The sequence below is a fragment of the [Limnothrix rosea] IAM M-220 genome (genome assembly GCF_001904615.1).
In the GTDB taxonomy this organism is placed as follows: domain Bacteria; phylum Cyanobacteriota; class Cyanobacteriia; order Cyanobacteriales; family MRBY01; genus MRBY01.
The window spans coordinates 1-12,980 of the sequence record NZ_MRBY01000077.1 but is presented as its reverse complement, the minus strand read 5'-3'; the positions used below and the strand labels follow the sequence as shown (position 1 = coordinate 12,980).

General features: G+C 43.1%; 9 protein-coding genes and 1 pseudogene. 3 read left to right on the top strand and 7 right to left on the bottom strand.

Translation table 11 applies throughout. The annotated features are described in order from the left end of the window. Positions 1-325 precede the first annotated feature (325 nt). Positions 326-1,564 (bottom strand): annotated as a pseudogene (locus NIES208_RS17740) (aconitase family protein); the annotation flags it as partial. A gap of 13 nt (positions 1,565-1,577) precedes the next feature. On the opposite strand from NIES208_RS17740, the gene NIES208_RS17735 reads away from it, so the two are divergent. Both NIES208_RS17735 and NIES208_RS17730 read left to right on the top strand, forming a co-directional pair. Beyond that, positions 1,578-1,988, top strand: a complete 411-nt coding sequence (locus NIES208_RS17735; RefSeq protein WP_216349433.1) for a DUF6883 domain-containing protein — start codon at positions 1,578-1,580, stop codon at positions 1,986-1,988. Next, on the top strand, positions 1,985-2,389 hold the full coding sequence (locus NIES208_RS17730) for a DUF4926 domain-containing protein (RefSeq protein ID WP_075894320.1): 405 nt from the start codon (positions 1,985-1,987) through the stop codon (positions 2,387-2,389). Before NIES208_RS17735 ends, NIES208_RS17730 begins: the two co-directional genes overlap by 4 nt. 23 nt (positions 2,390-2,412) lie before the next feature. On the opposite strand, the gene NIES208_RS17725 is transcribed toward NIES208_RS17730, so the two are convergent. From NIES208_RS17725 to NIES208_RS17700, 6 genes are all read right to left on the bottom strand, one after another. Further along, on the bottom strand, positions 2,413-2,778 hold the full coding sequence (locus NIES208_RS17725; RefSeq protein WP_075894319.1) for a hypothetical protein: 366 nt from the start codon (positions 2,776-2,778) through the stop codon (positions 2,413-2,415). A 39-nt stretch (positions 2,779-2,817) separates the two neighbouring features. After that, positions 2,818-4,284: an EH signature domain-containing protein gene (locus NIES208_RS17720; RefSeq protein ID WP_075894318.1), complete on the bottom strand. Its 1,467-nt coding sequence runs from the start codon at positions 4,282-4,284 to the stop codon at positions 2,818-2,820. Between the two features lie 14 nt (positions 4,285-4,298). Continuing rightward, complete coding sequence (locus tag NIES208_RS17715) at positions 4,299-5,018, bottom strand: OmpA family protein (RefSeq protein WP_075894317.1); 720 nt, start codon at positions 5,016-5,018, stop codon at positions 4,299-4,301. A gap of 58 nt (positions 5,019-5,076) precedes the next feature. Continuing rightward, on the bottom strand, positions 5,077-6,993 hold the full coding sequence (locus NIES208_RS17710) for a MotA/TolQ/ExbB proton channel family protein (RefSeq protein WP_139325098.1): 1,917 nt from the start codon (positions 6,991-6,993) through the stop codon (positions 5,077-5,079). Between the two features lie 147 nt (positions 6,994-7,140). After that, on the bottom strand, positions 7,141-9,747 hold the full coding sequence (acnB, locus tag NIES208_RS17705; protein WP_075894315.1) for a bifunctional aconitate hydratase 2/2-methylisocitrate dehydratase: 2,607 nt from the start codon (positions 9,745-9,747) through the stop codon (positions 7,141-7,143). A 176-nt stretch (positions 9,748-9,923) separates the two neighbouring features. After that, a complete protein-coding gene (locus NIES208_RS17700) occupies positions 9,924-12,107 on the bottom strand; it encodes an EF-hand domain-containing protein (RefSeq protein ID WP_075894314.1) in 2,184 nt (727 codons plus the stop codon). Positions 12,108-12,328: 221 nt separating this feature from the next. Here NIES208_RS17700 and NIES208_RS17695 point away from each other — a divergent pair, with 221 nt between their 5' ends. After that, positions 12,329-12,943, top strand: coding sequence for a Uma2 family endonuclease (locus tag NIES208_RS17695; RefSeq protein ID WP_075894313.1), 615 nt, complete (start codon positions 12,329-12,331; stop codon positions 12,941-12,943). Positions 12,944-12,980: the final 37 nt, after the last annotated feature.

Here is a 12,980-nt window from a genome sequence, read left to right as displayed (position 1 = left end):
GCTCTCTTATTCGCCGCGTCGTATTGCCGAGCACCCTTAAGCAAAACTCAGGTTAGTTATCTATTAGATCATCAAAAATGATGTGGTTGACCTCTCGAATTAGGTTGGGTAAATAGATGCTCACTAACTCAGTGGATTTCTGAAATTTAGGAATGCTCCAAGCCCATGTAAAACTTTTTAAAAGCGATCATCGAATCACTAAGTGTCAGTTTAATTATCAAATCAATTCTCGATCAGAGTATTCTTATAGTAGGTTTACAGCTAGTAAATAAAAAAGGTGAGCCATTGTTGACTCACCTTTTTTATAAAATCTGAATCTGTGATTTTACTTTGCAGCGACAGGCATACCGAGTAGATCTTCAATCTTCGGCATATCTTCAAGGGCAATCACACGACCCTCATCCTCAAACCCGACCATTTGATCAAAGTTGAGGTAACGGTAAAGCTCACCCTCAAACGGCGCAACCTTTTCAGCGACGATCGCCTGATATTCTGCCACCGTTGGAATCTTACCGAGGAGCGCACAAACCGCCGCTAACTCAGCAGAACCAAGGTACACTCGCGCCCCCTTACCCATGCGGTTATTGAAGTTGCGCGTCGAAGTCGAGAACACTGTTGCGCCATCTTCCACACGGGCTTGATTACCCATACAGAGAGAACAACCGGGCATTTCTGTGCGAGCGCCAGCCGCCGCGAAGGTTGCATAAACGCCTTCTTCTTTGAGTTGCTGTTCATCCATGCGGGTGGGAGGACAAACCCAGAGACGACCCTGCACTGTGCCGGCTCCCTCAAGGATTTTCGCTGCTGCGCGGTAGTGACCGATGTTGGTCATGCAGGAGCCAATAAAGACTTCATCAATTTTGTCCCCAGCACATTCAGACATCAGTTTGACATTGTCAGGATCGTTCGGCGCGGCAACGATAGGTTCTTTGATTTCGCTGAGATTCACTTCGATTACATCCGCATACTCTGCGTCAGGGTCAGCAGACATTAACGAAGGATTGGCGAGCCATTCTTCCATCTTGGCGATGCGGCGTAGCAGTGTCCGCGCATCAGAATAACCACGGGCAATCATGTTCTTCATGAGAACGACATTGGAACGCAGATATTCCGCAACGGTCTCTTCGCTGAGTTTAATTGTCGAACCAGAACAAGAACGTTCAGCCGTCGCATCGGTTAGCTCAAAAGCTTGCTCAACCTTCAGATCGGGGAGACCTTCCATCTCCATAATGCGGCCATTAAAGACGTTGATCTTGTCGCCTTTGCCAGCAGTGAGTTTGCCTTCTTGCATCGCCACCCAAGGAATCGCGTTAACGATATCGTGCAGGGTGACACCGGGTTGCAGTTCGCCAGTAAAACGAACGAGAACAGATTCAGGCATATCGAGGGGCATCACACCGAGGGCCGCCGCAAATGCTACCAAGCCAGAGCCTGCGAGGAAGGAAATACCGAGGGGAAAACGGGTATGGGAATCACCGCCAGTACCAACGGTATCGGGCATCAACATCCGGTTTAGCCAAGAGTGAATAATGCCATCGCCGGGTTTCAGCGCAACGCCACCACGGAATTAGTTGTTATTGGCTAGATCCGCTATATTTGGAATATCTCAACGCATGAAGAGGTCAAATGGATTGTCAAGTACAGAGTTCCGTCCACCCAGTTCTTTTGAAATTCCTTTAGCAAAAGCTCAATATCTATTCAGCCGTACCAATGGCACAGGTGGAGATAAACAGAAATTCTGGCGAAAAATTATGGGCTTTCAATCGCCGGAAGAAATTACAGAGGCAATTTTGAAAGCTGTCTTCCTTAATTCGCTAGAGTTTCAAAATCAAAATAAGTTTGGTCGATTGTATCGAGCTTACTTGGATATTTCTGGTAATTCTGCTCTAACGCGAAGAGTTAAAACTATTTGGATTGTTTTATTCGATGATGATGTTGCTAGATTAGTTACGGCATACCCCGCTAGATTAGGAGGCTTATCACAGTGAAGTTTCAATTATTTGATAATGTCAAATTAACTGAAGATATTACGCTGAATAATGGCGAGATTATCTCTAAAGAAACACGGGGAACAATTGTTGAAGTTTTCAACAATGGAGAAGCTTATTTAGTTGAGTTTTTTGGTAACTGGGTCAAATATGACTCTGATGGCTATTTCATTCCGGCAGACAAAAACGGTCAAGATTCTTTTACGGAAACATTGGGGTTAGAAACCATCCATGAAAATCAAATTGTCTTAACAGCTTCAGCTAGAGATCTCATGGGAGCGAAAGAGCATTTGACTTGTATATTGGAGACACTACCAGACGATTTAGTGTTGCAGGTAAGAGATTTTGCTGAGTTTTTACAACAAAAGAAAGCAACGACTCTTGAGAAGCATTCTGTTTAAACGGCGATCGCCCCAATTCTCATTTACTGTAGTAAGTCTTCAGACCGAAAATAACGCTGTAATTCTTGAGGGGTTAAAACTTCCTTAGCAATTCTGACTGGTAGATGAGCCGCATCAGGATGGGAGCAATTTGGATGATTTAAACCAACACTAAGTAATGGTTCTCCTTCAATTGAATTTTCTTTATCTAAAGCAAGATAAACAAATTCAGGATAAGAACGTAATAGCCTCACCTGTAAGCAAGATTTAAGGTCTCGATAATTCAATGTACAGGCGTGATCTTTGCCAAATTCATCTAGCTCTTGATACAACTTCCAGAGTCGATTAACACAATGAATATTCTCAACTAAGTCTTCAAAAGGTTCTAATAAAGTAGATTGATTCTTCATTTTTCATCCACCAACGTTATCATATCGACCCCAAATAAGTTAGAGGTTTGGATATTTAAGGCGTGCTTGTCTTTCCAGATCGTCAATTGTTCTAATCCAATTACTCAATTTCTTCTTTCGTTGCTGAATTTTTTTAGGAGCAGGAACTGGCAGCCCCGTGTGCCTAGAATAGAGTGCATAGTCATCTGGTAAACCATGAAATAATAAGATCTTCTCATTTGGGAAAATTTGATATTGGGTACGCAGTAATTTTTCGCAGTAATATTGCCAGAGGAATTTATGATCGTGTCGCTTGCCACCTAGAGCACGAATTTTCTGAATAGATAAGGATGGTTCATTAAATAAGAAATTTTTATATTGTTTATCAAAAATGCGTAAATCACTACCTTCACCCCTAAAGATTTCAGCGATTAACATTCCATTTTTTAATTCAAAAATACAGACTTCCGATTCTTCATTACTGTCCTCCTCCAAAATAGACACCTTACTTGTAATTGAATTAGTAAACAGAATAGACGACTGATAGGGTAAAAGGACGCGGATATCAATAAAACTGTCTGTATAGTTTTTCCAAAACTCTTTCCTTGCTTCTAGTTGATTTTTTTCATACCACTCTAGACGAATCTTAGTAGTCACAGATTTTATAATGCTATCAAAAACTTGGTAGCTAATTACCCCTACTAATTGATTGAGTTTGGCGATCGCCGCACTACTGAGTAGAGATCCTTTTGAGGTTTTGTGATATTCCTGAATAAACCACTGGAGTAATCTCGGTTTGTCATCGAAAAACTCTACCTGCCATTGGATTAAGCACAAATCAACAACTTGAGCCTGTTCATCATCACCGACAACATTATTGATATCTTTTAGAACTTTAATAAAAAATTGAGTGCTACCAGAGATTTCTTTGTCGATTTTCGTAAAAAGATTTGGCAGTTGATAAAAATATTTCTTCAGACAATCAAGTCTTGGGAAAATAGGATCTGTTTTCGCCCAAAATTGTGAAGGTAAGAGTTGATGTTGATAGGTTAGCTTTAATAACTTAAGTTCTGCATCTTCTGTCGAAGAATCATAAATGATACGCAAAATTTTAAAGATGAGTTTCGACTCATTCAAGCAACGATCAGAGGACAATTTATGCCAACTCTCTAAAAGAGGTTTTGCTAACTTTTGACCTTGTTGAGAGAGTAATCGATGGGATAACTCCTTTAATAACCAGTAATCATCATTGCCAGAGGCTTGATTATATAAATTAAAAGCGATCGCCCAAACATCAATGGCTAACTCCTGAATTTCTATTTCACTGAGATGCTCCTCCGATTTTCTTTGGAGTTGCCAATCCTTATCATGAGCTATTAGCCATAGCCATTCAATGCGATTAATTTGTTGAGTTTGATCTTGCTGGATTTTATCTCGAATTTCTTTGATGGCAAGCTTAGGCGCAGAACGTTCACAAGCATTGGCGATCGCCCACAGCTTATGAGGATAAAAATCAGTAGTATTCATAATTTTTGATTTTTTTATTGCTGAACTTCTCGTAACTCAATTGGTGAATTTTGGAATATTCCTTCATAGTTGTCACCTTTGAGTTCTATACGCAGAGTTACTTTGCGATCGCCAGCAAAATCAGCTTGTTTTGTTGCGTCATTTTCACCTCGTCCAGCTACCATGATTTTTTGCTCTAGCTTCTGTTTTTGTTCTTTGTTAGCAAAGGGCATTTTATAGAGAGTATAGTTAGCAACCTCCCATGATCGCAGCAAACTCAATCTCATATTTTCATCCGCATCGCCATAGGCACTTGTATGACCTTCAATCACAACCCGATTGACTTGGCTAGCAATCATTTCATTTTCAAAAAGTATTTGGCTGTAAATAGGCATTAATTTTTGGAGATTTTGCTTGCCCGCAGGTTTTAGAGCAGAACTATTACGGTCAAATAGAATACTATCTCTTAGACTTACATCGCCCGTTTCTGGATCAACATCCGCTTCTATACCATTAGCTTTAAGTTCACCTTCTAGTTGACCAACAATAATCCTTGTAATATCCTGTTGCTGATTTGTGAGATCCTCCTGTTGTTTTGCCAGTTTAATTAGTACAGTAACCAATAGCAGGACAAATAACATTAGCAATGCAGACATTAAATCACTAATGGAGAGAAAAACAGAAGATTCATCTTCATGGCTATCAACTTCTGAATCTAGCTCCGTATTTACATAACTCTTTTGATTAAAAAACATAATAATTTCTTGCTTAATTCAAAATTTTGGCGTAATCAAGATGAATAACTAAGAAAAATTAATTGTTCCCATTAGCTGTATTTTCTGCGTTTAGTAAAAGCTCAGCAGCACCAAGTAGATCACCACAGATTGCACTCAATGCACTATCTGCCGAGTCAAAGAACTTTTTCTGCCATTGTTCAGAAGCTTCAATATGTTTTTGATAACGCTCACTTTGTTCTTTGGCTGCCTTGCCGACATAATCTGATAACTCATTGAGTTGCAGGATTCGTTGGTCAAAATTAGAGTTGAGCTGGGCTGAGAATTTGTGAATAGTAACCACCTTTTCATGGGTATCTTCATAGGATTTGCCAATGCTTTCTACACCTTCTTTCACAATTTTCATCGTCGATTCTAGGTCATTTACAAGAGCTTCACGTTGTTTGATTTCGGCTTCAAATGCTGACTTCAAGCTCTCGACAACTTCTTTGAGGGCATCTCGCTGTTTACCTAATGTTCCTTCTAAAAGTTGGTTCTGGGAATCTAGGAAAGCAACAAGTTCTTCTTGGTAAGCGACTCTAAAACTTTCTAGCTCTTTTTGGGCTGTAATGCGCATTTTGTCGAGGGATTCATCGATATTGGCAAGACTCGCTTGTAAATTTTTGCCAGCATTATCCATCAACTTAATGGCTCTTCTTGTTGTGTTTTTCAACAATCTATCTGATTCCTCAGAACTTTTTTTGAACTCTTCCTGTTGAATTTTTAAGCAGTCAATACTTTCCTTAAGGGCATAGTCAATAGTTTTAGTAGTTTCTGTCCGAAACTCTTCTAGTGTTCCCTTTAGGCTATCTGCAAAAGTCTTGAGTTCCACCAAGGTGCCCTGTTGAAAATCTCGAATCGTTTCAACAGATTTCCCTAAATTAATAGTAATTTCTCCCAGTTCTTTGTTCAGTAACATAATTGCAGTAGAGGCTTGCTCAGTCAATTCAGCGCTACGCCTTAATTCTTCCGTGACAGGCTCAATTAATTCTCTACGCATATTTTGTATTAAATTATCCAGCGTTTCTTTTTGGGATTGGTTGATTAATAAAAGTGATTTATTATTTTCTTCAATCTTGCTGAACACAGGAGTAAGCTCTGCATTAATACTTTGCCCAACGGCTTGTCCAATTGCTTGAGGGTTTAGTCGCCTTGCGATTTGTTCTAAGGCTTGAGTTGTTTGAGCAGAGCCATTCTTTTCTAATTGGTCAACAAGTCGATCAAACTTATCTAAAATTAAATTCTCATTTTGCTCTTGGATAATTAATCGATCAAGAATCGGTAATATTTTTCTTTTATTGGATTTCTGAATAAACCGCCTTGAAAATTCGGCGATCGCCAAGGTAATAGTCAAAATGCTACTACAGCCTAAACCGAATAGTGAAGTAGAAAAGGCTGTCCCCATCCCAGAAACAATATCCTGAACCTGTGAGAGCAAATCATCTGAAGTGATATTGCTGAAATCAATGCCTTGCAATGATTTCTGAATCCCGTAGAATGTGCCAAGTACACCTATCGCTGTGCAGACTGTCGTAGCAAAACGCAACTGACTAGGAGAGACTTTAAGCAAACTCTGAAGGTTTTGTTTTAGTCTGTATTGCTGAGTGCCTTGTTTTTCTAAATAGTCACCTGCTAATTCTCTTTGTTTAGAATTTAAGCGCGGATTGTTAGGGTTTTGATTAATGATCTTCAAAACTCTGACTTCTTGATTTAGCGATTGCCAATACTGAATAGTTATCCAAATTTCCAATGACAGCGCGACAAGAAAAGTAAAGAGAATACTTAAGTGAAATAGACTTTCATTCTGCCAAACAATCTGCCAAAAACCATCCAACATATTTATGCTTTCCAAAATACTTTTCTTGATTGTAGAAGAAACAAGAAAATACACACTGAACTTAGTGAAAATCAACGACAAGATATGACTTTTGTGATTTTTTATTGAAGGAAAAATCATGAATAGTTAATGATTTGAGCTATCCATCCCTTAAAATTCAGTTTGATTGTTGCATTAGTTCTTAATTGTAGTAAGTTCATAATTAGTGAATAAAAAAGGTGAGCCATGTTTGACCCACCTCAATTATAAAATTAGAACTGTAGGCTTTTACTTCGCACCAACAGGCATACCGAGAAGATCTTCAATCTTGGGCATTTCCTCTAGAGGAATGACACGGCCTTCGTCTTCAAAGCCATCAATCTCATTGAAGTTGAGGTAGCGGTAAAGCTCACCCTTGAAAGGATCAATCTTCTCAGAAACGATCGCCTGATATTCTTCCATAGTGGGAATCTTGCCGAGGAGCGCACAAACCGCCGCCAACTCAGCAGAACCAAGATAAACCTGAGCGCCTTTACCCATGCGGTTATTGAAGTTACGGGTAGATGTGGAGAAAACAGTTGCGCCATCTTCCACACGGGCTTGATTACCCATACAGAGAGAACAACCGGGCATTTCTGTGCGAGCGCCAGCCGCCGCGAAGGTTGCATAAACGCCTTCTTCTTTGAGTTGCTGTTCATCCATGCGGGTGGGAGGACAAACCCAGAGACGACCCTGCACTGTGCCGGCTCCCTCAAGGATTTTCGCTGCTGCGCGGTAGTGACCGATGTTGGTCATGCAGGAGCCAATAAAGACTTCATCAATTTTGTCCCCAGCACATTCAGACATCAGTTTGACATTGTCAGGATCGTTCGGCGCGGCAACGATAGGTTCTTTGATTTCGCTGAGATTCACTTCGATTACATCCGCATACTCTGCGTCAGGGTCAGCAGACATTAACGAAGGATTGGCGAGCCATTCTTCCATCTTGGCGATGCGGCGTAGCAGTGTCCGCGCATCAGAATAACCACGGGCAATCATGTTCTTCATGAGAACCACGTTAGAACGCAGATATTCCGCAACGGTCTCTTCGCTGAGTTTAATTGTCGAACCAGAACAAGAACGTTCAGCCGTCGCATCGGTTAGCTCAAAAGCTTGCTCAACCTTCAGATCGGGGAGACCTTCCATCTCCATAATCCGGCCATTAAAGACGTTGATCTTGTCGCCTTTGCCAGCAGTGAGTTTGCCTTCTTGCATCGCCACCCAAGGAATCGCATTTACAATATCGCGGAGGGTTACGCCAGGTTGAAGTTCGCCAGTGAATTTTACAAGGACAGACTCAGGCATATCGAGGGGCATCACACCAAGGGCCGCCGCAAATGCTACCAAGCCAGAGCCTGCGGGGAAGGAAATACCGAGGGGAAAACGGGTATGGGAATCACCGCCAGTACCAACGGTATCGGGCATCAACATCCGGTTTAGCCAAGAGTGAATAATGCCATCGCCGGGTCTGAGGGAAACACCGCCACGGGTGGAGAAAAAGTCGGGTAGGTTTTTGTGGGTATTGATGTCAACGGGCTTGGGATAGGCGGCTGTGTGACAGAAAGTTTGGAGGGTAAGATCGGCGTTAAAACCAAGACAGGCCAATTCTTTTAGCTCGTCGCGGGTCATGGGGCCAGTGGTATCTTGGGAGCCCACTGTGGTCATAATTGGTTCGCAAGATGTACCGGGACGCACACCTTCTAAACCGCAAGCTTTTCCAACCATTTTCTGGGCAAGGGTAAAGCCTTTGTGGGTATCTTCCGGCATGGAAGGACGTACGAATAAGGTTGTGGGTTCGAGTCCGAGGGCTTCGCGGGTTTTGTCGGTGAGGGCACGACCAATTAGGAGGGGAATTCGGCCGCCTGCGCGCACTTCGTCAAGGATTGTTTCCGGTTTTAGGTCGAAGGTTGAAACGGTTTCGCCTGCTTCGTTGGTGATTTTGCCTGCGTAGGGATGAATTGTGACGACATCGCCAGTCTCCATGCCGTTAACATCACATTCGATGGGTAATGCACCGGAATCTTCGGCCGTGTTGAAGAATATAGGCGCGATTTTACCGCCGAAAATATAGCCGCCCGCTTTTTTGTTCGGTACGAAAGGAATTTCTTCGCCGAGTTGCCAAAGCACAGAGTTGATCGCAGATTTGCGGGAAGAGCCTGTACCAACTACATCGCCAACATAGGCGACGGGATGACCTTTTTTCTTGAGTTCGGCGATGGTTTCGAGACCTTCGGGCATTTTTGATTCCAGCATCGCTAAGGAGTGCAGCGGAATGTCGGGGCGGGTTGTGGCGTGGGGTGCGGGGGAAAGGTCGTCGGTATTGGTTTCGCCGGGCACTTTAAAGATGGTGACGGTGATGGTTTCGGGGACTTTGGGTTTACCGATAAACCAAGCGGCTTCTGCCCATGCGTCAATGACTTGTTTGGCGTAGGGATTGGTATCGGATAGTTCAAGAACGTCGTTAAAGGCATCGAAAACTAACAGCGTTTTGCTGAGGGCGATCGCCGCCGCGTTGGCAATATTTGTGTTACTGGACTTGAGCAGTTCTACGAGGGACTGAACGTTATAGCCGCCGATCATTGTGCCGAGGAGATCGACTGCACCTTGGGGACTAATGAGGGGACAGGTAATTTCTTTTTTGGCAATGCCAGTTAAAAATCCAGCTTTGACGTAAGCTGCTTCGTCTACGCCGGGGGGCACGCGATCGCGCAGTAAACTGAGTAATTCTTCTTTATCTGCTTCGGGAGGATTTTTGAGAAGTTCGCAAAGCTCAGAGACCTGTTCTGCGGTGAGGGGCAACGGCGGAATGCCCAGAGCAGCACGTTCTTCGGCGTGTTTACGGTAGGCTTCTAGCATAGAGGCAACATTATTTAAGTTTTTGTCATTCTATTGTACTGGGTACGATAAGTATGTTAATCCGGGAATCTTGATGGTTTGCGGTTGCCAGTGTTTTGTCGAGAAAAATGAAGGGCGATCGCCAAAAAAAGCAGCGACTTAAATGGATCGCTGCGATTGTAATTAGTTAAAGTGTCTTATTTTTTAGCCGTGTGCTGTTGGCCAATTTTTCTAAACAATACACAAAATTCTTCATAGGTAATCATGTTGTTGCCAATGATATCGGCGCGGTTAAACATCATCTCAATCTGATCATCGGTAAAGTTAGGGATGATATTTTTGATAAATACTTTGAGTTCTTTGATGTTAATACCGCCGGAATTGTCCGTGTCAATCTCGGAGAAAAGTTGCCGTAAGACGGAATGATCTGATGCGGCATCGTCGTGGGCTAGTGTCTCTAACACATCAATATTTAGGGCGATCGCCTGCCAGAGTTCGTCGGGTTCGGTGCGGCGGAGGGCAATCATCTCATCATCGTCAGAGATGCCATATTCCTGTCGAAGATAAGCAACCATTTTTTGATCGCTCTTTGACAAATAAGCCATTAACTTTTTCAGATCTTCCGGCGAGCCATTTTTCTGGAATACCTGCGCCAATTCCTGAATGTGGGATTCTTCGGGGTGATCTTTCCAAGACTCTAAAACCGTTTCGAGGAAGGTCTCCCGGAAACTTTCTAAACGTAATGAATCTTCTCGACTGTGGGGGCGATCGCCACGGAAGAGTTCCGGATTTTCTGCCATCAACTCATCAAGAATTTGTTCATGCTCTTTGTCGGCAATCTCCAATTCTTGGCGCATGAGTTGCAGCCCTTCAAACACTTGATCCACTGCCACATAGCCCTCTTCAATGGACTCCCGCATAATGCCTTTATAAGTTTGCAGGCGTTTTTCCTTGGAGAATCCGGGCAGCACTTTTGCCAACACATAAATCTCGTCGGCATTTAAGTCATCAATAGATTGACCCTCCAGAAATTGCGCGGTATCTAAATTAAGTTTGCGTAGCTGTTTACGGAGGCGACCCGCCAAACTTTCCCGGTTGTAGCGATTGTTGCTCCGTTGCCAAGTGCGATAAAGCCATAGGGTGCTGCACAAGGCGATTAGGGCTGGAAATAAATAGGGAATTGGTGCGGGCAATAATGCAATAAAGTTGCGGCTGGCAAAGAGAAAGAAAAAATTAAATACAAAAAATGTGCTGACAGAAAAAACGCGATGGCGTACTTCTTCGGCACTGAGGGGACGGTGTTTTTTGCGTTGATAAACTTTGTAGCGCGATTCGATTTGGCGACCAAGGCCATATCCAGCAACGCCAAAGATTGCGAGGACGATGGGCGCTGCAATGATCTTCGGGATGGCGATCGCCTGATTAAACAAATATAAACCGGGTTTTAAGAGGGTATTTAATTGGGTTTCATCGTGGGCCCACATGCCAGAAAGGTAATAATCCCAATTGCCGGAATACAAAAAATAAAAGAGAAAATAGCCGACCACCACACCCACATAACCGTAATAAAGCCATTGCTGCTGGGGATCGGTCAGGGCTTGCCAATAGGAACGTTCGGCATCGATATCAATACAAGGACTGGTGCAAGCGACACAGGCGGTCATTTCTTTGCCTTCGGGACTCACTGTGCGACACATGGACTGGCTAATGGGTTGGCGATCGCCCTCGTGGGCAGTACTAGCGAGCAAACCTCTGGGTTCCGCGTAGATTTGCTGGACAGGAGCCATGGGACAAAAATATTGACACCAAGATTTTCCGCCGTAGAGGAAACCAACGACTAAAGATGCGGCGATCGTAAAAAGCAAAAATGAACCCAAAGCCAAACGGTTTGAATTGACGAACAAAATCCGAAAATTTAGACCAACATAAAACAGCCCCAATTGCAGTAGCAGATGATTTTTTGCGAGCCAAGAATCTTTTTTGACCTTCACCAGCTCGTAGCGAACCTTGCCTGTTTTCTTATTAACCCGCTTATTTTTACGTTCCCAACCCATCGCGCGGGGAATCTGGGAAATAAACGAGAGGGGACAAATGCGTCGCCAAAATTCGTGACCAAATACCAACAAAATAAAAATGGCACTGGGCACAATAATCCCCCAGAAAATTGGTGCTCCCAGCGGATAAGGCTGATCCGGCAAACATTCGCCCTGCACCAAAATACATTGCTCAGGATTAATGCGAATCGGACTCCACGGATGATCCGGCGTGGTGAGCTGGCTAGAAACGGGATCAAAAAACAGAGAAACAATCAACAGGAGCCAACCGAGGGTTAGTCCCCAGCGCACCCAATGCATCTGACGTTCTGGAACCTTGGCAAGCATGATTTCTGGGAAATGGGTCTCTCTCAAAATACAACGGTAGCTCCCGTATTACCTCAAGATTTTTGATAAGCCCTACTGTCAAACTACGAATTGATCGAAGGGAAAGGCGATCGCCTTCTCATTTGACGACGTTGATAAACTGGTGAAATATCGAGAGTTCATGGATGGTCTGATTATCTCGATTTTTGACGTAGAGCGATGAATTTTAGGAGTTAAATCTAATGGTTAAAACGCCAGTCCAACCAACTCAATCCATTTCTCTAGAACAATTCTTGGCACAGCCAGAAACGAAACCAGCCAGCGAATATATCAACGGAAAAATTTACCAAAAGCCGATGCCTCAAGCCAAGCATAGTATGATTCAGGGAGAGTTGGTGACGACAATTAATGCTGTTGCTAAATCGCAAAAAGTGGCGATCGCCTTTCCAGAATTAAGATGTCGCATTGGCGATCGGGCGATTGTTCCAGATGTGGTGGTTTTAGAGTACGAAAATATTCCCCGTGATGCGGAGGGCAATCTTGAAAATGTCGTTAATCAAGCACCCGATTGGACGATTGAGATTTTGTCTCCAGATCAAAGCGTGACGAGGGTCATTGATAATATTTTGTACTGTTTAAACCATGGTTGCCGTTTAGGCTGGTTGATTGACCCAGAAGCGAAAACTATCTTAATTTTCCAATCTCAAGCACAACCAATTTTTGTCGAAACAGGGACTGAGGACAAGCAACTGGTGACACCTGATTTTTTGCCTAATTTACAATTAACTGCCAACCAAATTTTCGACTGGTTACAAAAGACCTCTTGCATGAATCAAGACAGCAAGGAAAGTCCGTAGTTGATAATTCCCGCAAGGAGATTAATTCTTAAGCCAA

Bases quoted from the DNA above. Each gene is read 5' to 3' on its own strand.
- NIES208_RS17725 (WP_075894319.1), bottom strand. From the start codon at position 2,778: ATGAAGAATCAATCTACTTTATTAGAACCTTTTGAAGACTTAGTTGAG.
- NIES208_RS17720 (WP_075894318.1), bottom strand. From the start codon at position 4,284: ATGAATACTACTGATTTTTATCCTCATAAGCTGTGGGCGATCGCCAAT.
- NIES208_RS17715 (WP_075894317.1), bottom strand. From the start codon at position 5,018: ATGTTTTTTAATCAAAAGAGTTATGTAAATACGGAGCTAGATTCAGAA.
- NIES208_RS17710 (WP_139325098.1), bottom strand. From the start codon at position 6,993: ATGATTTTTCCTTCAATAAAAAATCACAAAAGTCATATCTTGTCGTTG.
- acnB (WP_075894315.1), bottom strand. From the start codon at position 9,747: ATGCTAGAAGCCTACCGTAAACACGCCGAAGAACGTGCTGCTCTGGGC.
- NIES208_RS17700 (WP_075894314.1), bottom strand. From the start codon at position 12,107: ATGCTTGCCAAGGTTCCAGAACGTCAGATGCATTGGGTGCGCTGGGGA.
- NIES208_RS17695 (WP_075894313.1), top strand. From the start codon at position 12,329: ATGGTTAAAACGCCAGTCCAACCAACTCAATCCATTTCTCTAGAACAA.